This window comes from Nocardia vinacea NBRC 16497 (assembly GCF_000308835.1).
Classification (GTDB): domain Bacteria; phylum Actinomycetota; class Actinomycetes; order Mycobacteriales; family Mycobacteriaceae; genus Nocardia; species Nocardia vinacea.
This window is the reverse complement of the sequence record NZ_BAGN01000066.1, coordinates 52,916-78,966: the sequence shown is the minus strand read 5'-3', so window position 1 is coordinate 78,966 and position 26,051 is coordinate 52,916. Positions and strand designations below refer to the sequence as shown.

General features: G+C 64.9%; 21 protein-coding genes. 12 read left to right on the top strand and 9 right to left on the bottom strand.

Features of this window, described 5'->3' with window-relative positions; translation table 11 throughout:
• Positions 1-1,184 precede the first annotated feature (1,184 nt).
• The gene (locus ON44_RS07760; RefSeq protein ID WP_040687416.1) at positions 1,185-1,823 is read left to right on the top strand and encodes a class I SAM-dependent methyltransferase; all 639 of its coding nucleotides are present in this window, start codon (positions 1,185-1,187) and stop codon (positions 1,821-1,823) included.
• A 10-nt stretch (positions 1,824-1,833) separates the two neighbouring features.
• Positions 1,834-2,541 carry a haloacid dehalogenase type II gene (locus ON44_RS07755; RefSeq protein WP_040687414.1) on the top strand — a complete coding sequence of 236 codons (708 nt, stop codon included), beginning with the start codon at positions 1,834-1,836 and terminating at the stop codon, positions 2,539-2,541.
• A gap of 1 nt (position 2,542) precedes the next feature.
• Here the strand turns inward: ON44_RS07755 and ON44_RS07750 are convergent, their stop codons facing one another.
• Both ON44_RS07750 and ON44_RS07745 read right to left on the bottom strand, forming a co-directional pair.
• The gene (locus ON44_RS07750; RefSeq protein WP_040687412.1) at positions 2,543-3,397 is read right to left on the bottom strand and encodes a class I SAM-dependent methyltransferase; all 855 of its coding nucleotides are present in this window, start codon (positions 3,395-3,397) and stop codon (positions 2,543-2,545) included.
• 32 nt (positions 3,398-3,429) lie between these two features.
• Positions 3,430-4,062 carry a TetR/AcrR family transcriptional regulator gene (locus tag ON44_RS07745; RefSeq protein WP_040687410.1) on the bottom strand — a complete coding sequence of 211 codons (633 nt, stop codon included), beginning with the start codon at positions 4,060-4,062 and terminating at the stop codon, positions 3,430-3,432.
• 431 nt (positions 4,063-4,493) lie between these two features.
• On the opposite strand from ON44_RS07745, the gene ON44_RS07740 reads away from it, so the two are divergent.
• A complete protein-coding gene (locus ON44_RS07740; protein WP_051181706.1) occupies positions 4,494-5,909 on the top strand; it encodes a lipase family protein in 1,416 nt (471 codons plus the stop codon).
• A gap of 65 nt (positions 5,910-5,974) precedes the next feature.
• On the opposite strand, the gene ON44_RS07735 is transcribed toward ON44_RS07740, so the two are convergent.
• Entirely contained in the window at positions 5,975-6,418 is a 444-nt protein-coding gene (locus ON44_RS07735; protein ID WP_051181703.1) for a nuclear transport factor 2 family protein, read from the bottom strand.
• A 105-nt stretch (positions 6,419-6,523) separates the two neighbouring features.
• Between ON44_RS07735 and ON44_RS07730 the strand changes: the two genes are divergently transcribed.
• Complete coding sequence (locus ON44_RS07730) at positions 6,524-7,510, top strand: helix-turn-helix domain-containing protein (protein WP_083897708.1); 987 nt, start codon at positions 6,524-6,526, stop codon at positions 7,508-7,510.
• Positions 7,511-7,520: 10 nt separating this feature from the next.
• Here the strand turns inward: ON44_RS07730 and ON44_RS07725 are convergent, their stop codons facing one another.
• From ON44_RS07725 to ON44_RS46575, 3 genes are all read right to left on the bottom strand, one after another.
• Positions 7,521-8,423, bottom strand: a complete 903-nt coding sequence (locus tag ON44_RS07725) for an aromatic prenyltransferase (RefSeq protein ID WP_040687408.1) — start codon at positions 8,421-8,423, stop codon at positions 7,521-7,523.
• Between the two features lie 161 nt (positions 8,424-8,584).
• Positions 8,585-9,277 carry a DUF8020 domain-containing protein gene (locus tag ON44_RS07720; RefSeq protein WP_040687406.1) on the bottom strand — a complete coding sequence of 231 codons (693 nt, stop codon included), beginning with the start codon at positions 9,275-9,277 and terminating at the stop codon, positions 8,585-8,587.
• A 41-nt stretch (positions 9,278-9,318) separates the two neighbouring features.
• On the bottom strand, positions 9,319-10,143 hold the full coding sequence (locus tag ON44_RS46575; protein ID WP_157187075.1) for an SGNH/GDSL hydrolase family protein: 825 nt from the start codon (positions 10,141-10,143) through the stop codon (positions 9,319-9,321).
• A 69-nt stretch (positions 10,144-10,212) separates the two neighbouring features.
• On the opposite strand from ON44_RS46575, the gene ON44_RS07710 reads away from it, so the two are divergent.
• Positions 10,213-10,713, top strand: a complete 501-nt coding sequence (locus tag ON44_RS07710) for a MarR family winged helix-turn-helix transcriptional regulator (RefSeq protein WP_245567047.1) — start codon at positions 10,213-10,215, stop codon at positions 10,711-10,713.
• Positions 10,714-10,801: 88 nt separating this feature from the next.
• On the opposite strand, the gene ON44_RS07705 is transcribed toward ON44_RS07710, so the two are convergent.
• A complete protein-coding gene (locus tag ON44_RS07705) occupies positions 10,802-13,249 on the bottom strand; it encodes a beta-glucosidase family protein (protein ID WP_040687405.1) in 2,448 nt (815 codons plus the stop codon).
• A 93-nt stretch (positions 13,250-13,342) separates the two neighbouring features.
• Positions 13,343-13,942 carry a TetR/AcrR family transcriptional regulator gene (locus ON44_RS07700; protein WP_040687404.1) on the bottom strand — a complete coding sequence of 200 codons (600 nt, stop codon included), beginning with the start codon at positions 13,940-13,942 and terminating at the stop codon, positions 13,343-13,345.
• Between the two features lie 140 nt (positions 13,943-14,082).
• On the opposite strand from ON44_RS07700, the gene ON44_RS07695 reads away from it, so the two are divergent.
• Entirely contained in the window at positions 14,083-14,964 is an 882-nt protein-coding gene (locus tag ON44_RS07695) for an SDR family oxidoreductase (protein ID WP_051181698.1), read from the top strand.
• A 34-nt stretch (positions 14,965-14,998) separates the two neighbouring features.
• On the opposite strand, the gene ON44_RS07690 is transcribed toward ON44_RS07695, so the two are convergent.
• A complete protein-coding gene (locus tag ON44_RS07690; protein WP_245567046.1) occupies positions 14,999-15,901 on the bottom strand; it encodes an SGNH/GDSL hydrolase family protein in 903 nt (300 codons plus the stop codon).
• 597 nt (positions 15,902-16,498) lie between these two features.
• Here ON44_RS07690 and ON44_RS07685 point away from each other — a divergent pair.
• The 6 genes from ON44_RS07685 to ON44_RS07660 all read left to right on the top strand — a co-directional run bounded on the left by ON44_RS07685 (position 16,499) and on the right by ON44_RS07660 (position 26,050).
• Entirely contained in the window at positions 16,499-17,854 is a 1,356-nt protein-coding gene (locus ON44_RS07685; protein ID WP_157187073.1) for a cytochrome P450, read from the top strand.
• A gap of 33 nt (positions 17,855-17,887) precedes the next feature.
• A complete protein-coding gene (locus ON44_RS07680) occupies positions 17,888-19,288 on the top strand; it encodes a wax ester/triacylglycerol synthase family O-acyltransferase (protein ID WP_040687403.1) in 1,401 nt (466 codons plus the stop codon).
• A gap of 5 nt (positions 19,289-19,293) precedes the next feature.
• Positions 19,294-20,754, top strand: coding sequence for a flavin-containing monooxygenase (locus ON44_RS07675; protein ID WP_157187072.1), 1,461 nt, complete (start codon positions 19,294-19,296; stop codon positions 20,752-20,754).
• Position 20,755: 1 nt separating this feature from the next.
• Positions 20,756-22,663 (top strand): asparagine synthase (glutamine-hydrolyzing), encoded by a 1,908-nt coding sequence (gene asnB, locus ON44_RS07670; RefSeq protein WP_040687400.1) that lies wholly within the window; start codon positions 20,756-20,758, stop codon positions 22,661-22,663.
• Positions 22,660-23,829, top strand: coding sequence for a cytochrome P450 (locus tag ON44_RS07665; RefSeq protein WP_051181694.1), 1,170 nt, complete (start codon positions 22,660-22,662; stop codon positions 23,827-23,829). Before asnB ends, ON44_RS07665 begins: the two co-directional genes overlap by 4 nt.
• Before the next feature lie 190 nt (positions 23,830-24,019).
• The gene (locus ON44_RS07660; RefSeq protein ID WP_040687398.1) at positions 24,020-26,050 is read left to right on the top strand and encodes a CocE/NonD family hydrolase; all 2,031 of its coding nucleotides are present in this window, start codon (positions 24,020-24,022) and stop codon (positions 26,048-26,050) included.
• The last annotated feature ends 1 nt before the right edge of the window (position 26,051 follow it).

The window sequence follows — 26,051 nt, the reverse complement described above, 5'->3', positions numbered from 1 at the left end:
GCGCGGCGGTGGTACTGGCTCACCGGTTCCGGGTGCGGTGAATCCAACGTACGGTCGCCATGGTGCGGGCCGTGGCGGCTGGCGTCTTCTGTGTGCGGTGAATCCGACGTGCGCCCAGGTCGTCGGCGCGTGCGGACTTTGCCCACAGCAGACCTCGCGGATGTCTGGTCTGTCTGTGCTTTCCGGGCCGTGGCGACTGCGCGGCGGTGGTACCGGTCGGCGGCTCACCGTTTTTCGGGTGTGGCAATTCCCGGCGCGCTCCAGTGGTCCCCACGTTGCAGACTTCGGTCCGCACCGTGCCCCGGCGGTGCTGTCCCTGCCCGCCGTGCCCCGGCGGTGCTATCCGCGCCCGCCGGGGAGGCGCGAGAGTGGCGGGGATGCTTCGAATACCTCGACGGCACTGAGATGTCCGTCGCTCGGCGGTGAGTACCGCCCATGCGTTCGTGACGGTTACACCTCCGGGCCCAGGCGGGCCTACGCGTGCGGAAGTCGCTTCACCGCTCGCGTCCGAGCCGTCTGGCGTGCCGGGTTCGCGTTCAAATACGACAAGGTGGGCTACGACTTCTGCAAGCGAACCGTGGTGTCGGTGTGCTCGGGTAGTCGGTGAGCGCGAGTGATGGTCGGCGCCTTGGTGGCGGAAGTCTTCAGCCCGCGACCATCGCTGCCCGGCTCGCCGACGCATGCTCGGTCGGCTGGTGGCCCGTGGGGCGCCGTGCGGTGAATTCGCGGACGGGCATCGGGCGTGCCCGCCGAAGCCTCGCGTGTCCAGCCGCGTTCGGTGCTGCGGTGTGAACGCCTGCACGATTCGGCTCCGGCAGGTGCCCCGGCTGTACAATCCGCGCCTGCGGCAATGGCGCGGCCGGTGGAGATGGCGCGGCCGGTGGAGATGGCGCGGCCGGTGGAGATGGCGCGGCCGGTGGAGATGGCGCGGCCGGTGGAGATGGCGCGGCCGGTGGAGATGGCGCGGCCGGTGGAGATGGCGCGGTCGGCGGTGATGACACTCGGCGGCTGTCGTCGCGGCGTGCCACCACGACGACAGCCGCTGGCCGCGGTCGGGCATGCGTCGTGCGCAGTCGGGTGTGGCGGTCCCCCTGTGCGCCGCGGGGCAGACTGCGGCTGGTCGTGTTCCAGGAGCGGTCAGTCCACGGCAGGCGCGGAGTTCGGGGCGGAACTACGCTGGCTGGATGATCGGCACGCGACGCAGTTATGACCTGGTGGCCGAGCGTTATGCCGAGGAGCTCGGGGATGAGTTGCGGGGTAAGCCGTTGGATCGGGGGGTGTTGGAGGTTTTCGCCGAACTCGCCGACGACGGCGTGGTTGCGGATATTGGTTGTGGGCCCGGGCATGTCGCTGCTTATCTTGCGGGGCGGGGAGTGCGGGCTGTTGGGATGGACCTTTCGCCTGCGATGTGTGGGGTGGCGCGGCGGACTGCTTCGGTGGCGGTTGGTGCGGCCGATATGACTGCGCTGCCGGTGCGGGGGCAATCGCTGGCGGGATTGGTTTGTCTGTATGCGGTGATCCATTTGGACGAGCAGCAGCGGGCGGCGGCCTATGCGGAGTTCGCGCGGGTGTTGCGGCCGGGTGGGCACGCGCTCATTGCATTTCACACCAGCGATGCGGACTTTCCGGTTGGTGGGGCCAAGATGCTCACCGAGTGGTGGGGCCACCAGGTCGACCTCACCTTTCATTATCTGGACCCGTGCGCGGAATCCGATGCCTTGGCGACGGCTGGTCTGGTCCCTGAGGCGCGTCTGGACCGTGAACCGCATCCGGACACCGAGCATCCGAGTCGGCGCAGTTATCTGCTGGTGCGGCGCGCGTAAGAAGCGGAAGGTGGGAATTGTGTTGCGAGCCTTACTTTTCGATGTGCAGGGGACGGCGACGGATTTTCATTCGACCGTCTGCGCGGAAGCGCGCCGCATCGGTGGTAGCCGATACCGCCATATCGATTGGCCCGGTTTCGTAGACCATTGGCGCGCCGAGTACTTCGCCGCGCTGCGGAGGGCAGTGCCCGACCGAGACAACTGGGTCACCGTGCATTCGGTCTACGCCAACGCACTGGACGGTCTACTGGGTGACTACGGCATCGACCTGTCACCCGACCAACGCGCCGATCTCACCCTCGCCTGGCAGCGACTCGAACCGTGGCCCGATGTAGTCGCCGGATTGATCAGGCTCGCAAGCAAATTCACGATCGCGACCTTGTCGAATGCGGATGTCGCCGCCGTGGTGAATATTTCGAAGCGCGCCGCACTGCCGTGGGATGCGGTATTCACCGCCGAGATGGCGGGCGCGTTCAAGCCCGACCCCACGGTGTATCGCATGGCCGCACGGTATCTGGGGCTCGAGCCGTCGGAGATCATGATGGTCGCCAGCCACAAGTACGACATTCAGGCCGCGGGCGCACTGGGCTTCCGGACGGCCTTCGTCGCACGGCCGCTCGAGTTCGGCGCCGGTGGTGACGTGGATATTTCCTTCGACGAAGATTTCGACGTGAACGCCACCGACTTCCTCGATCTCGCAGACCAGCTCGGCTGCTGACCTACGCGGTCCGCGTGGCACACAGCACATGTGGCGGAGCGGTGGAACCCTGTCGCGGTTCGATACCGAGGTAACCGGCGATGAGGTTCGGTGCGTCGCGATCGTCGACTCGGTCGAATCCCATCTCCCGCAAGATATTTGCGATGTCATCGGCGGTGAAGAAGCTGAGCCAGGGCTCGCCGATGGACGCCACCAGATCGGCTCGCACGGTGCGCTGATCCAGCTCCTCGGGCGTGGCAGCCGAAGCGGGATAGAGATAGTCGAACACCAACCGCACCGGTGTCGCCTGGCCCGCGACGAACCGTAGGGTGTCCAGGATCGTGTCCCGAGTCAGGTACATGATGACGCCGAGCCAGACGAATACGGCCGGTCGACTCCGATCGAACTCGGCGGCAGCCAATCCTGCTGCGAGCGTTTGACATTCGAAGTCGACGGGAGCGAAGGTCAGCGATGCCGGGAGTTCGATGCCCGCCGCATCGAGCCGCTGCCGCTTCCACTCCTGGGTATCGGGATGATCGACCTCGAACACCCGCACATCCGGATGCGGGTTGCGATAGGCGAAAGTGTCCAGTCCGGCACCGAGAATCACCACCTGACGGGTGCCCGCCGCCACCGCTTCGGCAACGGTGTCCTCGGCGAAGCGGGCGCGGGCGGCCAGGAACAGACGGCGTCGGCGGCGCATGTCGATCTCGTCCTGGAGCGTCGCGGTCTCCAGATCGGCCAGTTGGTCGGGTGTGATGCCCGCGATTCGAATGGCCAGCGGATCGGTGAAGATGCGCGGCTCAGTCGCGACCTGGTGGTAGGCGCGAGCGTAGGCGGTGGCGAGGGCGGTGCGACTTGGCTGACCGAGCTGCATACGCCGAACCTACCCGCCGCGCCGGCACGGAACTATTCCTCGGTGATGATCAGCGAGTTGGCGATGGGGGCGAGTACCTCGACCAGTTGCGTGATCGGCGGGCGCGGGTCGGCCAGAATCCATTCGTGCGCGACACCGTTGATCGCGCCGATGAGTGCACTTGCCGCCCAGGTGATTCCGCCACGGACGCGGATGTCCGGGCCCGCGATCGAGATGAGCAGCGCCTCGATAGCCGCCGCCCACGCGTGGCGGCGCTCGCGGCGGTGCTTCTCCATGCGTTCGCTGACCCCGACCACCTCGACGAAGGCGACCTTGGCCCGGTACGGATCGGAGCTGATCGAACCGATGAACGCCGTCAGCACCGCGGTGAGCCCGGCCGCGATATCCGTATCCGGACCCAGCGCCGCGACGGCCTGCCCGACGACCGCGGCGGACTGGTCCTGGATGTAGTCGTAGGACGCGATGAGTACGTCTTCTCTGGTCTGGAACTCCTCGTAGAACTGCCGTTTGGACAGCCCGGCCGCGGTGCACACATCGGCTAGCGAGCAATCCGCATAGCCGCGCTCGGCGAAGGTCCGGATGGCGGCGTCCAGGAACCGCTGCCGTCGCTCGGCCTTCCGCTCGCTCACCGCGCGGCCGCCGTACTGCCTGTCCGCGATGGTCACAGCTCCGCCTCGCTAGCGTTCGGCTCCGCTGCGACCGAGGGTGCTGTGTCTTTGGTTCCCTCGCTGTGCTCGGTCACAAGCACCACGGTATCCGAGCAGCCACGTGGACTGCTCGGTGTGCTGTGACGGCTCGGGTCAGCCCAGGATGAAGGACCTGCCCAGCGCATCCTGTGCGCCATAGAAGAGCAAGAAGACGTAGTACAGAACCGTCGAGACCGGTTCATTGGGCACGTGCATGTTTCCTCGGAGCTTCCCCAGCAAGCTGTCCGGCACCAACCGGCCGGTTCGGTGAAAGGTACGACATCTGCGGCAGCTCGGCACATCGAGTCGGCAAATCGGGTCGATTTCTGCCCATGACTGCGGCCGTTGTTGCGATGTACATCACGTCTGTGCCATAGTCGCCAATATGTGAGACGGAGCGGTCTCACAGTATGCGAAGGGGCTGGAAGTTGATCAATCCGCTGGCGGGTCGCGCCCGGCGAATCATGTTCTCGGCCGGAGTCACGGCCATCGCACTGCTCGCGACGACCGCGGTCACGGTCGCCGAGCCGCCGGAGGAACCGGCAGCGGTGCAACCTGCGGCATCGGTTCCGCTGCCGCCCGAATTGGATCCGGGCTTCTACCATCCGGCCGCAGAACTCGTAGCGAGCAAGGCGCCGGGCGAGATCATCTCGGCGCGGCAGGTCAATGTCGCCAACTTCGGATTGATTCCGGTGAATGTCGACGCCTGGCAGGTCTCCTACCGCTCGAATAACAGTCGGGACGAGGCGATTCCAGCGGTCGCGACGGTCGTGAAGCCGCGCGGCTCGGCGCCGGACAAGCTCGTCTCGATGCAGATCGCCGAGGATTCATTGGCCGGGTACTGTGCGCCTTCCTATGCGCTGCAACAGTTTTCGGTCAGTCCGTTCGTCGGGCAGGTCGTCGCGCCCGCGGAATGGGTGATCGCTCAGGGCGCGGTGCAGCAGGGCTGGGCGGTCGTTATCCCCGATCATCAGGGACCGAACAATGCGTACGCCGCCGGACCGTTGGCCGGCCGGATCACCCTCGACGGCATCCGCGCGGCGCGCAACCTCGAGCCGATGCGGCTCGCGCCCGATACCCGGATCGGTATGTACGGCTACTCCGGCGGTGCCATCGCAACCGGTCACGCGGCCGAGTTGAAGCAGGCCTACGCACCGGAACTCAATATTGTCGGCACGGCCGAGGGCGGTGTGCCCGCCGATCTCGGCGTGACGCTGAAGGTCGCGAACAACCAGCTCACCTCCGGTCTGGTCCTAGCCGCCGTCAACGGTCTCACCCGCGAGTATCCGGATTTCGCCCGGTTCATCGACGCCAGTATCGACCCGCTCGGGCGGACGCTGTCGACCGTCCAGGGCGGGTTGTGCGTGCAGTATCTGACTCCGCTACTGCCATTTCTGAACCTCGAGGGCATGATTCGAGTGCCGGGCGATCCGATCCAGCACCCGGCGGTCGTCGACGTGCTCGACAAGACGCGAATGGGTAAGTCGGTACCCGATATGCCGATGTACATCTGGCAGGGCAACCCGGATGAAATCATCCCGGTGGGCCAGGTCAACACTCTGGTCGATATCTACTGCCAAAACCCTTCCGCGACTGTGCAATACACCCGAGAGCACTTTGCCGAACACGTGCTCACCGAGATCTCGGGCACCGCGCCCGCCCTGCTGTGGCTGCGTGATCGGCTCAATGGTGTGCCAGCCCAACAGGGTTGCGGCACAACCGATGTCGGCTGGCTGGCCTTGGACCCGAACGGAATCGAGCTGTTGAAGGCCACCTTCGGCGAGACCTTCGCTTCCTTCTTCGGCAAGCCGATCGGCGTGAAGTGAGTTGACCTCCGGTGCGAACCAGAGGTCAACTCATCGGATGCCGTGCTGCAGTCCGACCGGTGCGGTCACGATCTGACCGGTGGTGTCGAGGGGGCGGCGCTGAACATTTCCTCAGCGCGGCGGGTGTCCATGTACTCGCGCACGCGGTGGATCAGGCCGTCGTGCAGTTCGAAGATGAAGCAGTAGTCGTTGTCGTAGTGATTGCCATTCATCAATGTCGCCCGCATCCGTTCCTCGACGACGACTTTCGTGCCCTCGGCGATGACGGCGGTGAACTCCACGCTTCGGTCGGAAACGAATACGGTCGGAAACTCCCTGGTCAGGAACCGCACAATGCGGTCACGGCCGACCAGGTGATTGGTGCCGTCGATGGCGCGGGCGGTGGCGTTCTGCGGCGGTGCGAGCCATTCGGCGTCCGGGGTGAATACCGCGGCAATGCGGTCGGGATCCTGGGTCGCGAATTCGCGCCAGGCCCGGATGATCACATCTTTGCTCGTCTGTGCGTCCATTCGGCCAATCCTTGGTTGGCCACGGCCGCCGATCACGCCATATCCGGACAGGTCGTGTCCGGATATGGCTGGTCGGTGCGTGGTCCGGCGCGCAGACTCAGGGGTATGGGATCGTTCCAAGGCGTCATCACGACCGGCATCTATTGCTTGCCGCCGTGCCCTGGACGCCCACGGGTGGAGAACGTTGTCACCTTCACCTCCGCTGCGGGTGCCGAGGCTGCCGGGTTTCGGGCCTGTCACCGTTGCCGTCCCTATCGTGGCGATCGAAAGCTCACGAGCGCATCCGAATTGGTCTGTCGTGCTATCGATCTCATTGCCGTGGGTGCACTGGACGTGGGCAATGAGGCGGAACTTGCCGCGCGGCTGGCAGTGTCGGAACGTCACCTGCGGCGAATGTTTCATGAGCAGGTCGGTGCGACGCCGGATCAGTTGGCCCGCTCGCGGCGTGCGCATTTCGCGCGACGGCTACTGGACGATACCGATCTGTCGGTCACTGATATCGCCTTCGCCGCCGGATTCGGGAGCCTGCGTCAATTCAACCGGGTGATGGTCGCGATATTTCGCGCAACGCCGGTCGAGCTGCGGAGACGTCGGCGGCGTGCGGATCGGCTTGTCGCGGATGGCGGTCTCGCACTGCGGGTGCCGGTGGCCGAGGAGACGAATATCGAGCGGCGATTGGCACAGCTGGCGCACACCGCGATCGCTGGTGTCGAGAGCGCCACGCCGACCCGCTACCGGCGCACGATCGACCTGGACGGCGATCCGGGCGTCATCGAAATATCCTCAGCCGCAACAGATACCGCGCTACTCGTGGCGCACGTGCCGCATATCGAGGGCCTGATCCATCTGGTGTCCAGGGTGCAGCGACTGCTCGCGGGGGAGCCGTGGGACCGATTCGAGGACGACATCCGCGGTGTCGTGCCGGACAGCGATGTTCTCGACGATCTCGTCACGGCCTATGGCAAGCCCGTCGGCGGCCTGGAGCAGTTCGGCCTTTCCTATCTCTTCCCGACCCCAGCGATGCTCGCCGCTGACCTGAGCGGTCTCGATGCCGTTGGCGCACAGGCGATCCTGACCGCGCTCGTGCACTGAATCGGCAGTTCTATGAATCGGACGTCTTCATCTTGTCCAGTATTCTGGGTTGCCATTGGTAGAACCAACTGAATTTGTAGGACTCGCCACGGGGCGACGAGGTGGCGGCATAGGTGAATCGACGGTCGGTCGTGCTGAACGGAACTTTGTCGACGAGTTGCTCGAAGTGCGGGTCGATACGGACTGGGAGCGTTGTCGGGTCCGGTGTTATCACGGGGAAACAGAGACGCTCGATCCGAGGAGATTCCCAACTGATGGTGGCGTATATATCGAATGCTTTCTCGGTGAGCGTGAGGAATTGATCGCTCGGGTCCGGAAGTCCGGCTTCTCGGTGCAGTGACACGATGGCGCGGGGTTCGAAGTAGTCGGCCGGCAGTCCGGGGAAATACACGTTCATCGTCTTGTCGTGGTAGTCGATGCCGAGTAAGCCGACTTTGTCCTCCAAGCCGTGACGTGCGAACATGCGGGCGTGGTCGGCGAGACTGGGCGGCATGGACGGGAGTGCGGCAAGCTCCGATACCTTTTGCATGCCATCGGCAGGAAAGAACGGCCAGATTTTTTTGAAGCCGCCGACGACACCGATGTCGATCCCGTAGCTGTCGATGGGGCACTGTTTCCGGACCTGGTCCAGCAGAGCGCCGATCGGATGGTCGGTCTCGGGAATCAGATTGTTGGAAAGGGCGATGTTGTAAGGGTCGACGTCGCTCGGCAGCGTCAAGAAACGGTAGTCGAGGTCTCCCGAGCGGCGGGCGTCGGTGACCACTCTGAAAGAGATCACGGACTGTGTGAGCATCGTGCCGTATGCGGTCAGGGTGGGCCGGACAGCGTCTCGCGCGCAGGGGACGTTCACTAGCCGCGCGGATTTCTCAATGGCCGCATAGAGATCGTCCAACTCGGATTCGGTGGTGGACATGCGTCCTTCCAAAGATGAGTGCTACGAACAACATTGCTGTCTCGCCGACCCCAGCCGGCGAGACAGCAAGTTTAGCCGCGTTCCGTGCACCAGGGATGTTGCCGAAGGTGGGGAGGGTGGCCCATAGCGGCCGTCTCCAACAGTCCACAAGGGCGACCTGATCATCGCTTCGGGAGTGGCGAATTGATCGTGGTGAAGTACTGGATCGCGGCCGCGACGATAACCGGGGCGGTGACCAAGAGCTGACCCGCGATGGTGCCGAGCGCGCCGACCGCGATGACGCCGCCGAGACAGCCTACTGCGGCCGCGGGCAGGATCGGACCGAAAAGCCCGATGATGGTGGCGGTGGCGGCCGCCGCACCGACCACCCCGCCGAGCACGCATCCAACGGCCGCGCCACCGAGTCCGCCGACAACCGTGCCGACGATGGCCCCCATGGCGATGGTGCTACTCATCCGATTCCAGGCCGCGACCTCGCGCTCGTACTCCGATCGGAAGGGCGCCTGATCCTCGAAGGGCAGCGCGACCGGCCGATACACTGCGCGCGCGATATCGAATTGCGGTACGAGGGTCGCGCTGTGACCGGAAATCGCTGCGGCGATGGGGAATTCGAAATCGTCGAGCCGTAGCCGCAACGGCATCGCGGCGACTACGGTGCCGTCGGCGGCCTTGATCTGGAAGACATCATTGTCCGACGACAGTGTGCCCGAGTCGATATCGATCACACTGGCGCCGTCGACCGCGCGTGCGGTGAAGGCGACGCCGTCGCCCTCGTCCGTGGGCTGGGCCGCGGCTGTGCCCACGGCAGCGGCGACGGCAAGTGTGCAGGTGAGGATGAATGTGGTGACGCGCATGCTTGACCTTTTCGAGTGTGGTGCGTAGCCGGAGTATCGGTTCAGGACAACTGGGCCAGCGTGACGACGACCGCCGCACTGATCTCCTGTTGGCCGAAGCCGGTCAGATGGACGCCATCGTCGAGGTGTCCGTCGAAACCCGAGTCGGGGGTGGTTATCGCGAACACGTCGACGATCGGCGCAGGCTGATCGGCCAGCATCCCGGCGGTATCGGCCATATCCGAAGTGCGCCAGGCGATTCCGGCTCGCTGAAAGTGTGGGAATGCGGCCGCCTTCGCCTCGTCCACCGCGGCCGGGGTGAGCCATACCCAGCGCGCGTCGATGTCACGCATCGCCGAGTCGTGCAGCAGCAGCAGATTGCGGTTCGTCTCCGACATGCTGACCAGCCGAGGTCCGTCGATCCCGCCGAGGCGCTGTGCATCGTTTGCGCCGAGATGGCACAACACCCAATCGGGTCGCTGACTGGTCAGCGTCGACAGCGCGGCGAGCGCCTGTGTTGTGGTGCAACCGGATACGGCCAGATTGCTGAGTCGGATGCCGTCGTCCGGACGGCGAATGGCCAGCAGCGCGCGCAGTATTTCGAACCAGGACAGCCGATCCGCCGTTGTGCTCTCCCCGATGGCGACGACGTGTTGGCCGGGTTCGAATGGGAGCCGGTCCACAGCGTCGGCCACTTCGGCATTGGTCAGGAGTTCGGTGGCCGCCGTGTGGACCTGCTCATCGAGTCCGGCGCACAGTCGCTTGTACTCGGCCGGATCCATGCCGAACAGACTCGCGATGCGGATGTCGTCGAGTTCGTCGAGGTAGGGCAGCACCCGCTCGGGCCGCTGGAACCGGATCAGCTTCTCGATCTGCTCGGCATTCACGATCAACTCAATTCTCTTAGGTGAATCATTCACTGCAGTGAACGATGCTGCGCTGTGTACGATAGCTTGGTGATCGAAGCCGGGCAAGGGGATGCGCAGCACCCGCCACGTACACGGGCAGTGACCTTCCTGCTCGCGCAGATCGGCGCGCACGCGGCCCAGCGATTCGCCGAGCGCATAAGCGATCTCGAACTGTCTCCGCCCGATATCGGACTGCTGCGGATGATCGCGACCCAGCCCGGACGCAGTCAGCGGTCACTGTCGGCAGAACTCGGCGTCGTCCCCAGCCGCGTCGTCACCCTGATTGACAACCTCGACCACAAGGGCCTCGTCGAACGCCGCCGCAGCGCCACCGACCGCCGCAACCACGAACTGCACCTCACCCCGAAGGCGCAACAGTTGATGGGCCAGGTGTGGCAAATCGCCACGGCACACGAAGGCGATATCTGCGCGGGACTGGACGAGACCGAATACGAACACTTGGCGACCCTGCTCAACCGCATCGCCGAACAACAACAGCTCATCCCAGGCGTGCATCCCGGCTATCGGCGAATGCCGCCCGCCGAGTAGTCGTCTGTGCTTTCACCCCGACACCGACAGCCGTGAGCAGATCGTGGCGGTAGCCGGCGCGAGGTGGGCGATCAGATTCGGCGCAATTTCATGCGCGTGGTCCTTGAATGGCGGTGGTCAGGCGGATATCGGCAACCGATCGACCGGTCAGCAGGTCGTATGCCGTGGTGGGTAGCACCCAGGTTTCCGTTGCCTCATCCCAGGATTCGGCGGCCCGGCGGGGGATCGGGATCGCTACCTCGGCCGTCTCGCCCCGCTCGGTCTCGACGACCGCGAACGCGGCCAGTCGGCGTTCCGGTTGGGATGAATGAGCGATATACGTCTGGATCGTTTCGCGGCCGGGACGATCGCCGGTATTGCGAACGCGAACCGTCAGCGTGCCGAGAACACCGATGGCCACCGGATCGGGATCGAACACGGCGCTTTCGTACTCCCAGGTGGTGTAACCGATTCCGTGTCCGAACCAGTACGCGGGTGCGATCGAAAGTCGTTGCCACGCACGGTATCCGATGTAGACGTCTTCCTCGTAGGCGAGAGCGCCGTCGGTGGGCGTGACATTCAGTACCGGCGCATCGTCCTCATGCGCGGGCCAGGTGGTTGGCAGCCGTCCGCTCGGTTCGGCCCGGCCCATGAGCGCATCGGCCAGTGCGGCACCGCCTTCCTGCCCTGGAAACCAGGTGAGCAGAATCGCCGCGACATCCGAGGCCCACGGCATGTGCACGGGGGACCCGGTATTCACCACGACCACGGTGCGCGGATTGGCGGCGGCGACCCGCGCGACGAGCTCATCCTGTCGACCGGGCAGCGAAAGCGATGTCCGGTCGAAGCTTTCGCTCTCCACCTCGGGGGTGGTGGCGACCACCACCACGGCCGCATCGGCCGAAGCCGCCGCGGCGACCGCTTCTTCGATAAGCGCCTCGGAGTCGATATTCGGTTCCTGATGGCCGAGTGAGAACTTCTCGAAGGCAATGGGCATCTCGGGCCGCGTCGTCACGGTATGCGTAAGACTGATCGAAACCTGCTGTCCCGCAGTGAGTTCGATCTCGAAGAGTGTCTCGGGCGGGCGGAGGAAAGCCGCCAGCGGATCACCCTCCGGGACGATCGCGTCGTCGAAACAGGTCACATCGCCGACCGTCAGCCGGAACGGCCCGATGCCAGCGATGGCCAAGGTGTGCATTCCCGTCGCCCGTGGCATGAAGGTGCCGGTGACAGCGACCCGATGCAGTTCCCCGACCCCGATACCGTCCGGGAATTCACCGATCCATTCGATCGTGGCCTCCGGCAGTGGATGCTCGCCGAGCAGGCGGTCACCCGCGCCGCACAGCTGGACCCGCAGATCGAAACCTTCCTTGGCGGCGGGAATCTTGACTCGGGGATCCGCACCGACGGCATAGACCAGTTCGGTATCCGCATCGAGCCCGGCCCGCAGACCGTCGAGTGGGGAAACGGTATGCGGTGGGAACACCTGGGCGCTACCGCCGCCGAGCGCCCTCGGCTGGTCGGCGGTCTGGCCGATCAGCGCGATGCGCTGCACCTTGCCGAGTGGCAGCACACTACTCTCGTTGCGCAGCAGCACAATCGAGCGTTGGGCGATCTCGCGAGCCAGCGCGTCGCCGTTGATCGTTGCGGGCGCCGTGGCGACTTCGGGCGGTGCCCCGGCCAACGCACCGACTCGGGCGGCGAGCCGGAGCACATGCCGTGCCATCTGCTCGACCGTCTCGGCCGGAACCCGGCCTGCGCGAACCGCTTCCGCGAGGGCGTGGCCGAAGACGCTCTGTGGTCCCGGCATTGCGATATCCAGCCCGCCGACGGCCGCGCCGACAGTATTGCGTGCCGCCGTCCAGTCCGAGACGATAGCGCCGTCGAAACCCCAACGCGTACGCAGGATTTCGTTCTGCAGCGCATTGTGCTCGGTCATCGTTACACCGTTGACGCTGTTGTAGGCCGCCATCAAGGCCCACGGCTCGGCCTGTGCGACCACGGTTTCGAACGGAGCTAGATACAGCTCGTGCAATGCCCGCTGGGATACCCGCACATCAACGGTGAATCGGTCGGTTTCGGAATCATTGGCCACGAAATGCTTCGGCGTCGCGGCCACACCGCCCTCCTGCACACCGGTCACGTAAGCCGCGCCGATCGCGCCGGTCAGCAGCGGATCCTCCGAATAGCACTCGAAGTGCCTGCCGCCCAATGGGCTTCGATGCAGATTGAGTGTCGGAGCGAGCAGCATGTGCACACCCTTGCGCCGCGCCTCCTGCGCGAGCAGCCGCCCGGCCCGCCGGGCCAGAGTCGGATCCCAGGTGGCGGCCAGCGCCGTCGGGCTCGGCAGGGCGATCGAGGGATCCTCCGGACTCCAGTGCACGCCGCGCACACCGATCGGACCGTCGGACATCACCAGGGACGCCAGCCCGATCTCCGGCATCGCGGGCAAGGACCACATGTCCTGTCCGGTGAGCAGACGACAACGGGCATCCAGATCCAGTGCGGCCAATGCCTTTTCGACCACTGCCTCGCGGTCGGCTCGGTGATTCGCCATGTCGGTCGACTCCCTTGTTCGTATGACGCGCGGGCATCTACCTCGAAGTATGGACGATTTACCTAACAGTCAGTAGGTATTGTTATCAATACGTTATGAATTCGAATCGCCATCCGGACGGATCAATTGCAGGAACTTGCGCAGTAGCGCGGGCATATCCACCTCATCCGGCGACAGCAACCATTGCTGCTGCAAACCGTCCAGGACCGCGATCAGCAATACGGCGGCATCCCGATGTGAGACGCCATGCGGCGGATCGCCGCCCAGGGCGCGCTCCAAGAAGGTTGTCAGCATCTCCCGGGCCTGCGCGTATCGATCGACGAAGTAGTCGCGCGCGGGATGATCCTGTGTGACGCTCTCGGCCGCGAGCACCGTGAACGACTGTACGATTCCGGGTCGCTCGGCATTGCGTTCCACGAGGTCGGCGAGGAGTTCCAGGGTTGTCGCACGGCCCTGTGCGGTGGCGAGCAGGACGTCGAGATCGTTCTGATCGCGCAGCTCGAGCACATTCGCCAGCAGCGTCTGCTTGTTGGGGAAGTAGTGCAGCACGCCCTGTTGGCTGAGCCCGACCCGCTCCGCGACGATCGCAATGGTCGCGCCCTGGTAGCCGCGTTCCGCGAAAACCTCGAGGGCCGCCTCCAGGATCGCCCGACGACGATCCTCGTGACCGGCCCGGCCCGGGGTCCGTCTCATGCGGTGCACTCTTTTGCTGCGTCCATTGTTCGCAGACTAGCGAATCGCCGTTGACAGCGGCGGGTTCGGCGCGTCTACTTTCTATCAACGCTAGATCTAGCGTTGATAGATATCAGAGCAATGATAGAAATGGACGTGTCATGTTCTTGGTGGTCGGCGGAACCGGCGTCGTAGGACGGCAAGTGGTCGAGAGATTGATGGCAGCGGGTGCGCCGGTGCGGGTGCTCACGCGCAATCCGGTCCATGCGCCGCCGGGTGTGGAGGCCGTGGTGGGTGATCTCCACGACGGCTCGGTTGTCTCTGCCCTAGGTGGTGTGACGCGCGTGGTGTGCACCGTTCACGGCGGAGAAGGCAAGGGCCGCAACGGACCTCGTGGACTGGAAGGTGCGGCGCTGCCCGGCCTGATCGATGCCGCCACCGAGGCGGGAGTCACGAACTTCGTATATCTGTCCGCGACGAGTGCCGATGCGGACAGTCCGGTCGATCTCTTCCGCGGCAAGGCGCAGGTGGAGGCGCTGTTGGACCGCGGCCGGATGCCGTATACGGTGCTGCGGCCGACACATCTGATGGAGACCTGGGTGCCGATGCTGGCCGACTCGCTGGTGAAATCATCGCGCCCACTCGTCTTCGGATCGGGAAACAATCCGGTCCCGTTCGTCGCCGGTGCCGATATCGCAGCGGCCGCAGCACAATTCGCATTGCGCGAGGGCATTCGTCGAACCGTGGAGCTCGGCGGGCCGGACAACTGGACGTTGCGCGAGTTGAATGCACTGATTGCGCAGCGGCTCGGCATCGCGATCGGCAAGGAGACCGCGCTGTCGGTCCCCATGTTGCGGATATCCGCTGCGGCGGTGCGCCCGTTCAATGAGGTGCAGGCTCGGCGAATGCGCTTGGGGGCGTTGTTGGATTCCCGACCGCAGACCGTTGACGCGGGCGCGGTCTGGGATGAACTGAGCATCGTGCCTGCTCGCCTGACCGATTGGTTCGACCGTCTGCCGATTCCTCGCACCGTGTCACAGTGACGCTGGGCGCGGTACCGCGCCCAGCGCCGCGATCTCATCGCAGTGCGGCGACAACCTGCTGTGCGATGTTCTGCTCACCGAAGGTGTTGGGGTGCAGCGGGACAACGGATGGAGTCGACAGCGAGGGGATGAGACCGTTGATCCACTGCTGGTCGGGCGCGGCGCACATATCGTGTCCGATGCTGGAGGTGGCGGTGTCGACGAAGATCGCGCCGTGTGCGGCCGAGACGTCGCGCAGCAGTGTATTGAGGTTGACCAGCACGTCCTGGAGGTAGTCGGCGTCGCGCGGCCAGGCGGGCTGTTGCGCCGGGCATGCACCCGCGCGCGAGGCGGTCGGATACCCGACGATCACGATCGTGGCTTCGGGTGCACGCGAGCGGATTTCATCGATCGCGGTGCCGTAGACGGGTGCCAGGGCCTTGGTCCGTTCCGCGAAAGTGTCCACACCGTTCGCCGTGAAGGTGTCCGCGCATGACGTGCCGTGGGGCTCCGGCAGGAGATTTCCGCACAGCAGGGCCTGCTTCGCCAGGCCGATATCGTTGCCGCCCATGGTCATTGTCACCAGGGTGGTGTCCGGTGTCAGCGCATCGAACTGTGGTGCGGCGGTTCCGGAGACGACGCCGCGCTGGGGGCTCGTGAGGTCGTCCAACGTGGCCCCGCCGCAAGTGACGTCCTTGAAGGTCGCGACGCCGAGCTCCTTCGCGACCAGTGACGGGTAGTTGACCGCGGAGCGTGAACATGTGGCGAGCTCTGTTTGTGGAAATACGCCCGCGCCAGCGGCGAAGGAATCACCGAGGGCCACATAGTGGGTGTCCGCGGCCGGGTCTGCGCTCGCTTGCCCGGTGATAGCGGCGCTCGCCGCGACTGCCATCGCGGCCGCGGCGACCGCCGGTCTCACCTTTCCGAGTAGGTGGTTCCAGCTGCCGAAAACTTGCATTGTGTCTCCTTGTGAACCCATGACCGGACGAATTCGGGTCTGCACTCCCAGGAGTAACTCGCGCAGGCGGGATCGACCCTGGACATCCGACCGATACGGGCAGAGTCTAGCCCCGATTTGCCAATCCCGAATAACTTTCGGTTTTCCGCTGACATTTTCTGGTCGCTGTGGGCTCGGCTGCCCGCCGAGACCGCGGGCGACATTGGGGGATAGCACATTTCGCCAGACCATCAGCGAACAAGGTGCGTTTCAGATTAATGCCTTCGGGTGGGGCACTGTTGCGTTCCTCACTATTTCGCCTCTACCTGCGGAAAGTAAACGCTGACGAATCGTCAGGGTTGACACCGCCCGCTCACGCTGGCTACGGTCGCCATTGTTCGCGCTGAGTCATCGCCCGCCTCGGCATTAGTGGCAGCAGACCGTCCATATGGTCTGGCCGAATGTTTCGACCGCGGGGAGGCTGTCGTTATTCTTCGACTCTGGTCGCATTCGCAAAGAAACTCGGCGGACCTTTCTTTGTGCTCCGAGACAAGATTCTCGCGCCTTTTTCTCGATCGCCGAGACTCCACCAGTTCCTTCAGACGTTAGGCGCCAGCTTTGTCCGTCTCGATCTCACCCGCCAAGACCGTGGATGATCTCCCGGGGCCGAGCCGGTGGCCGTTGCTGGGGAATCTCCCGCAGATGCGGCCCTCGTTGCTGCACCGTCAGTTCGACGAATGGTGCGATGAGCACGGCCCGCTCTACCAGTTGAAGATGCCGGGGCGGCACATCGTGGTCGTCAGTGATCCCGATCTGAACCGCGAGATCTTCCGTGACCGGCCCGGCGGGTTCCGGCGGCAGTCGGCGATCGAATCGGTCATGGACGAGATGGGTTCCAACGGACTGTTCTCGCTGGAGGGTGAGGCGTGGCGGCTGCGTCGCAAGCTGGCGATGCCCGCCTTCAATGCCTCGCATCTGCGCAGCTTCCATCCCACCCTGGAGACCATCACCGGACGGCTGCAACGGCGCTGGGAATGGCAGTCGCCCAAGGATATTCGCGCCGACCTGACTCGCTACACGGTGGACGTCACCGCCAAGTTGACCTTCGACTACGACATCAACACCATCGAACAGTCCGGCGACATCATCCAGCGGCACCTGGAGCTGATCTTCCCGCTCATCAACCGGCGGATCAACAGCCCGCTTCCGTACTGGCGTTACGTCAAACTTCCGGACGACCGGGCGCTGGAGCGCGCACTGGCCGCACTGCGCACCGATCTCACCGGTGTCATCAGTCGGGCCCGCGCGAATCTACCTGCGGCGCCGACGAATTTCATCGAGGCCTTCCTGTTGGCGCAGGATGGCAGCACCTCCTTCACCGATGACCAACTGTTCGCCGAGGCGCTGACCATCCTGATCGCCGGTCAGGACACCACCAGCAATGCCATGGCCTGGCTGCTCTACCATCTCGCGGGCAATCCGGCTGTGCAGGAACGGATTCGCGAGGAGGTCGCCGAGATCCCCTCGGCGCTGGACCGGCAGCCGTATCTGGAAGCCGTTGTCGCCGAATCGATGCGGCTGCGACCGACGACTCCGATCGTCGGACTCGAGGCCGCCGTCGACACCACGATCGATGGTGTGCACATCCCGGCTGGCACCTGGGTGATCGTCAATGTGCAGCATGCGAGCCTGCAGGAGAAGAACTTCGAGGACGCGCTGCGGTTCGACCCGGATCGCTGGCTGCGCACCGAGCACGGCACGCATCGGCCCGAGGTCTCCACGCCGTTCGGGGCCGGTCCACGCTTCTGTCCAGGGCGCGGGTTGGCGATGTTGGAGATCAAGAATGTAACCGGCATGGTCTGCCGCAACTTCGAGGTGCGTCTGCCCGCGGGTGCGCAGGCGCCGAAGGATCGCTTCCACTTCGCCGTCATCCCCATCGATCTCGATCTCGAACTGGTCCGACGGCCCGCCTAACCCCCGTTCGCCGAGCACACTCTAAGGATGTAGATGTCGTTGCATCGACTGACCGCGACCGACGGTGTCTGGCTGTCGCTCGAATCACCCGATATGCCGATGCATATCGCCTTCCTACTGGAATTCACCGCACCCGAGGGCGGGGCGGCCCAATTCCTGCGGCAGTGGCGGGCCGGATTGGACGCACCGGCGAGCCTGCCGCAACCCTGGAATTTCCGCCCGCTGAAGTTCCCGCCGCCGGGTGTCGCGGCCATGGTGCGTGAGGTCGACGATATCGACCTGAGCGAGCACATCCGGGAGTGGACGCTGCCGGAGCCGGGCAGCCAGGATCAGTTGACCGAGCTCGTGTCGTCGATCCATCAGAAGCAGCTCGATATGAGCCGTCCGCCATGGGAATTGCACGTCATCGAGGGACTGGCCCAGGACCGTTTCGCGCTCCTGCTCAAGGTTCATCACAGCCTGCTCGACGGCGCATCGGCCATGCGGTTGTTCACCGATACGTTCACCGAGGATGCCGACGCCCGCGATGTGCCGGACCTGTTCACCGTGCGTCCGGCCGCCGAATCGGCCGAAGCCGGTACGGCGAATCCGTTCCGTGCCCTGCTCACCGCATTGACCGGCGTGCTGGCCCTGCTGCGCGGCGTCGGATCCGCCGCTCGCGATGCCTTTCGACGTGCGCGCGGCGATAAGACGCTGGCGCAGAAGGCGTACCAGCAGCCGGAGACCATTCTCGACGGCACCATCACCGGCGCGCGCGATCTGTCCCGGCGTCGCTACGACCTCGCGCTGTTCAAGCGATTGGCGAAGGCGGGTGACTGCACGATCAACGACATCGTGCTGTACCTCGTGAGCACGGCGCTGCGCAGCTACCTGACCGATCACGCTACGTTGCCCGAAGAGTCGTTGACCGCGGGCGTGCCCACCGACCTGCGCGAGGAGGACGACGCGCGCGCAGGCACCCGCGCGGGCATGATGTTCACCGCGCTCGCCACCGATATCGCCGATCCACGCGACCGGTTGAGCGCGGTCAAGTACTACATCCGCGCCGCGAAACAGCATATGGGTGAGATGGCACCGAACGAGGTCATCGGCTACGGACTCGCGGTCACCCTGCCGTGGATCCTCGGGCTCAGCTTCGGCTTCACCAACACCGCATCCTCCCACCCCATGGGCATCTCCAATGTGCCGGGGCCGCGAAACCCGCTGTACTGGAACGGTGCGCGGCTCGAGACGATCTATCCGATCTCACTGCTCATGCACGGCAATTCGCTGAACTTCACCTGCATCGGCTATTCGGGTGGGCTGCATTTCGGCGTTCTCGGTGTTCAGGACAAGCTGCCGCCGATGTCGTACCTCACCGGGGCCATGGATGCCGCGCTCGATGAGCTCACCGAACTGCTCCTGCCGGACCGCACACAGCTAGCCGCTGGATGACGTCCATGCCGAACTACGATGTGGCGATTATCGGCGCGGGCTTCAGCGGGCTCGGCGTCGCGGTGAACCTGCGCCGCCTCGGCAATGACAACTTCGTCATCCTCGAGCGCGCCGATGCCATCGGCGGCACTTGGCGCGATAACATCTATCCCGGCTGCGCCGTAGACGTGCCATCCGTGCTGTACTCGTACTCCTTTGCGCCGAACGCCGATTGGACCCGCGTGTACGCGACCCAGCCCGAATTGCGTGCCTACACCGAACAGGTCGTCGACACCTTCGATCTGCGGCGGCATGTGCAGCTGAACAGTGACGTGGCCGAGGCGGATTTCGACGACGAGGTCGAACAGTGGGTGCTTCGGCTGAGCGACGGCAGGCTGGTCCGGGCCCGCGCCGTCGTCATGGGTTACTTCTCCCTACACGCCGAGGCAATTCCGGATATTCCCGGTCGCTCCGATTTCGCTGGGCCGCAGATGCATTCGAGCAAGTGGGACCCGTCATTCGAACCGGCGGGCAAGCGGGTCGCTGTGATCGGGGCCGGGGCGAGTGCGGTGCAGATCGTGCCCGCGCTCGCGAAAACGGCGGCTGAGCTCATCTCGTTCCAGCGCACTCCGGCCTGGGTGATCCCGCGCCTGGACCGGCCGATTCCGCCGACCGTGCGCAAGATACTGCGCACCGTGCCGCCGATCCGGTTGGCGGCGCGCGGATTCGTCTTCCTGTTCCTGGAGGCCATGCACTTCGCCGTATTTCATCCGCGGCTGGTTTCGGTCTACGAGTGGGTCGTCCGCAAGATGCTGGCCGAGCAGGTGCCCGATCCCGAGCTGCGGCGCAAACTTACGCCCGACTACGCATTCGGCTGTAAGCGACCGATGGTCTCCGATGAGTACTACCGCTCGTTCACCCGCCCGAATGTGCGGCTGAGCACCGAGAAGATCACCGAGATCACCGCGACCGGCCTCCGCACCGCCGACGGAGAGTTGCACGAGGTCGATGCGATCGTGTGGGCCACCGGCTTCCACGTCCAGGATTCCATCGCGCACTTCCCGGAGTTCCGTACCGCGGCGACCTCTACGCGCAAGAAGTTCCAACGAGATGGTTTTCGCGCCTACCGTGGCATTGCATTCGCCGGGTTGCCGAATCTGTTCGCGGTCACCGGACCGAATACCGCCCTGCCGCACACCTCGCAATTCCTCGCCATCGAACCCACGACGAAGCTGATCGCCAAGACGATCGAGCATATGCGGGCCAAGGGGATTCGCCGCTACAGCCCGTCCGAGCGAGCTGAGCGCGAATGGGTCACGCGCGCCCGGAAACTGCTCGCCACCCGGGTGTGGTCGACCGGCGGATGCACCAGCTACTTCGTCGATCAGGACGGCACCAACACCCTGACCTGGCCGGGCGGAACGTTCAGCGTCCGACTCGACCGCCGTCGCATCCGTCCGCGGGACTGGGATACCGGAAGACAGTGACATGTGCGGCATCAATGGAATAGTCGATTTCGCCGGACCGGTCGATCCGACCCCGATCGCGGCCATGAACGAGATCCAACGCCACCGCGGCCCCGACGGTGTCAGCACCTGGCACAGCCGCAATGTCGCCTTCGGCTTCCAGCGCCTCGCCATCGTCGATGTCGAGCACGGTGCGCAGCCCGCCCGCAACGAGGACGACACCGTCCACGTCGTCTTCAACGGCGAAATCTACAACCATCGGGAACTGCGCGATGCGCTCGCCGCGCGCGGGCATCGGTTCCGCAGCCACTCCGATGCCGAGGTGATCCCGCACCTCTACGAGGAGTACGGTCCGGGCTTCGTCGAACGCCTGGACGGCGATTTCGCCATCGCCCTGTGGGACTCGCACCGAGAACGGTTGCTGCTCACCCGCGATCGGGTCGGCGTCAAACCGCTCTTCTATCACCACCGCGGCAGCCGGATCGTTTTCGCCTCGGAGATCAAGGGCATCTTCGCCTCCGGACTGGTCGAGGTGACCATGGACCCGCAGGGCCTCAGCGACTGCCTGTTCTACGGCCACACAATCGCACCGCGCACCTTCTGGCAGGGTGTCGACGATCTGCCACCCGCGACCATCGTCACGATCGATCGTCGCGGTATCTCCGAACAGCGCTACTTCACACCGTTCCTGCGCCGCGATCCCGATGCACCGCTGCTCACCGGCCGGGCCGCGATCGAGCGGTTCAACGATGCCTTCACCGCCGCGGTGCGCAAACGCCTGCCCGACGAGGTGTCGGCCGGAATCGCGCTGAGCGGCGGCCTCGACAGCTCCGCCATTGCCGCGGTGGCCGCCCGACGCTGCGACGCACCGCTCACCACCGCGAGTATCCGACTCACCGGTGAAATCCTCGACGAGACGCCGATGTCACGGCTGGTCGCCCAGTCGCTCGGCGTAGCCAATGACGAGGTCGAGATGACCGGCGCTCGCGCGTGCGAGCTACTGCCGAAGAGCCTGTGGCACTTCGAATCACCGTTCTGGTACGGGGCGGTGGCGACACCGTTCCTCGAACTGACCGAGTTCGCTCGGCACAAGGGCCTCAAGGTCGCCATGAGCGGCGACGGCTCCGATGAGCTGTTGGCGGGCTACGACTTCTACCGCCTGATGAAGCTGAGCTCCCGGTTCGAACAGCTGAAATGGGCCCAGACCGCAATCTGGCGCAATGCCACCAAATGGGTCGGTGCGCCCTCGGGTTTGGACAGCCACATCGTCTCCGTCGCAGGACGACGTGCTGAATACACCGCACGCTACGGCGAGGTGCCGCCTTGGATCTATCTGTGGAGTGCTCTCGGCGACACCACGGGACCCATTGCGCCCGAGGGCCTGCCGGCACCATCACCGCTCGCTCCGCCGCCGCCGCACGACAAGATCCGCCGCCAACTGCATTTCGAGTTCTACACCCGGCTGCCGCACTGGGTCCTGCCGATCTCGGATCGCCTCGGGATGGCCAATAGCATCGAGGTGCGCGTGCCCTACCTCGACCGCGATGTCATCGATGTCTGCGCCGAACTGTCACCGGAGATGCTGGTGCACTGGGGAACCGAGAAATACGCGTTGAAGCGGGCCACCGCGGACGTGCTGCCGAAACAGATCGTGCGCAGGCGCAAGAAGCCGTTCATGACACCGGTCGGCCCGTGGTATCTCACCGGTTCTGGTGCGGATCTGGCGCACGACCATCTGTCTCGGGATTCGGTGCGGCGCTACGGGATCTTCGATCCGGTCGCCACCGAACGGATGTGGCGCACGGCGGTCGATCGGACCGGCACCTGGGCCGCCACTGCCGCCGAATGGGGTTGCCTGGCCGTCATGTCCACCCACCTCGTGCTGGACCAATTCCGGTCGCTGGGCACGAGTGAGCGAGTCGCCTCGTGAAAACCGCCGCCGCCCACGAATTTGCCCTGCACGGATTCGCCCAGCCCGCACTGCCTCTGGTACTCGCCGCCGGTTCGCTGATCAAGCCGATACGGCGGGTGCCCAAACTCGGCTGGCTGGTGGCCGACCCGGAACTGGCACGCCAGATCCACAGCGACACCGAGCATTTCAGCATTATCGGCGTCGGCGCATCCGGGCACTGGTGGGGACAGATGCTCGGCGATTGGGTTTTCGAACTGTTCGAGGGCCGGCCGCATGTCGAATTCCGAGCGCAGGTTCGCGATCTGTTCACCCCCGAACGGTCCAGGGTGATTACCGAGCGGTCGGTGGGGCCGATGCTGCGCCAACTCACCGCAGACCTGTCCGCTGGGAAAACCGTTGATATGGCGCAGTTCTCGCGCGAGTTCACCGGACGCACCATGGCGGAACTGGTCGGCTTGCCGGTCGACGATTCACCCGCCGCGTATGAGGAACTCTTCGGCCTGGTCGAGGCCATGGCCAACCTCGGCAAGGGTAATTACGACACCACGGTTGTCTCGGAACGCAACGCCCGCAAGGGACGCGCTGTAGCCGACCGCATCGCCGCCTCCGTGCCCGCCGTCTACGAAACCGCCGATCCGAGCACCACCATCGGACGCAGCCGCGAACTCGGCCTCGGACCCGAAATCACCCGCCGCATGGCGGCCTTCCTGGTCGTCGCCGGAACCGCGACGCTGGCAAGCACTTTGGGCCGAATGATCGCTTTGCTGCACGATAGCGGGGCTCAGCACGAACTGATCGAGGACCGGAGCCTGATTCCGGACGCAGTGCGCGAGGCGCTGCGGGTAACCAGCTCGATGCCGATCGTCGGGCGCGGTGTCGTCTCGGATATCGAGTTGGCGGGCAGACGATTACGCGCGGGCGACCGCGTGAAGATCATGACCTGGTCGATCAACAATGCGGCAGGCGGCTACGACCTGCGGCTGGGCAAGGTGCACGAACTCCGGCAGCTGTGGTTCGGCGGCGGCCGCCATATCTGCCTCGGCGCGAGTCTGACCCATGTGGAGCTGGCCGCGGTGTTGGAGGCGATGACCGCGCCCGGCCGTCCGTGGACCATCACAAAGCGCCGCTACCGCACCAATGTGTTCGTCCCGCTCTACCAGCGCTTGGATATCGCCCTGACCTGATATCGGTCCGCTTGCCGCACAGTCGGATCTGGGAGAATGCTTGACAACTTAACTACGGTCCACAGTCCAAGGTGTGCTGCACAGAGCGTTGTAGTGACTCACGGTTGCGCACCAACGGTGATGCACGTTACTGTACCCACTCGATGATGGGAACGGGGTAGTTCCTCATTGCCGGGAGGGTTTGGCAAGCATGATCCGACGTCGACGTCCGATTAAGGCAGTGGCTGCTGCGATAGCCACCTTCACCGTGTTTGCCGGAGCCGTGGTCGCCGCCGCGCCGACCCAGGCCACGCTCGGCCTCGATGCGCAATTCACCGCGACTCATGCAGGGCCGCAACAGTATCCGAACGTCTACATCGACTGGGACATCCCGATCACCATGAGTGACGGCACGGTGCTGAAGGCGAATGTGTACCACCCGGCCGACGCCTCCGGCCAGCCGATCGTCGAGCCGACGCCGACCATCGTGAACCTCACGCCCTACACCAAGCTGATGGCGAATATCGCCGACTCCGTGCTGGCCATCCCCGGCCTGGCCGAGCCGCTGATGCAGGCGCTGCACGGCTTCGATCTCTCGGCCTACGGCCTGAGCGGGATCAGCGATCTGGCACAGGCATTGGCGGGCGGCACCGCGCGCACCTTCGCGGTGGATCGCAAACTGGTGCAGAGCGGCTACACCCAGGTGGTCGTCGACGTGCGCGGCACCGGCTTCTCCCAGGGCACCTGGCAGGTGTTCGGCGATCGCGAGCAGCAGGACGGCGTCGAGGTCGTCGATTGGGCGGCTGCGCAGCCGTGGTCCAACGGCAAGATCGGCATGAGCGGCATCTCCTATTCGGCCATCAACCAGCTGCAGACCGCGGAGCGCAGACCCGCTGCGCTGCAGGCGATCTTCCCGATCGTGCCGGGCAGCGATCTGATCCGTGACGTCGCCGCACCCGGTGGCGCACTCGGCATCGGGTTCATTCCGGAATGGCTGCTCGCCGTCGACGGCACGAAACTGATTCCCGACGTGGTGTCCATGTTCGCGGGCAAGTTCGACTGGACCTGGCTGGCGGACCGAGTCCGTGACCCGTTCACCTTCTTCAATATGATCATCATGGCGCTGGGCACCCAGAGCATGGATCAGATTCCGCCCGAAATGTATTCGGTGCTCGACGATCAAAGTCCGTTGCGCACCGCCTGGATCGGACATCCCGATCGCATCGATGTGCCGACCTTCGTCTACGGCGGCTGGCAGGACATCTTCGCCTACTCCTCGCCGCGGGTCTACAACGCGATCAATGTGCCCGACAGTCAGAAGAAGCTGGTGATGGACAACAACTATCACGTAACCACCGGCTCGGGCATGGGTGACACCGACGGACCGGCGGCCCTGGATGTATTGCAGCGCGCGTGGTTCGACAAGTGGCTCAAGGGCATCGACAACGGCATCGATGACTACGACCAGGTCACCCTGTGGCAGCAGGGCGGCGGCTGGACGCACACCTCGGCGTTTCCGCGGCCCGATATGGATTACCGACGTATGTATTTGAACGCGGCCGCCTCGGGCACCGCGCCGGGCAGCGCCTACGACGGCAGCCTCACCGGCGTGCCGGGCGGACCCGCACGGGTTTCGATCGCGCCCGGCCTGACCACGCTCTGCTCACGCGACGGTGCGCAGGGGACGGCGGGCATCCTGCCGCTCCCGGACATCTGCACGAAGGATTCTCGCATCGCGGAGACCAATGGACTGACCTTCACCAGTGCGGCGGTCGCCGTGCCGACGCAGATCTCCGGCCCGATCGCGATACACCTCAATACCGTCCTGGACGCCACCGACGGCTACTGGACGGTGACCCTGAACGACGTTGCGCCGGACGGACGTTCGACCCAGTGGACGCACGGCCAGCGCACCGCGTCCCTGCGCGCCGTCGACGAGAGCAAGGCCACCCGCTCGGCCAGCGGCGACTACACCGACCCCTACCCCTATCTGACCCTGGACACCCGCGAACCGATCGTGCCCGGCCAGCCGACGGTCATCGATATCGGCATGTTCGCCACCGACGGTGTGCTGCAACCGGGACACCGGCTGCGCGTCGACATCTTCGCCGGAAACTTCCCGAGCAGTCTTCCGTTGCGTCCCTTGCTGAATGAGAGCGGGTTGAAGCCCCAGCACATCGAGCTGGACCCGAATCAGCCGAGCTGGGTGAACATTCCGGTCGACCGCGAGCCGGGCTGGTGAA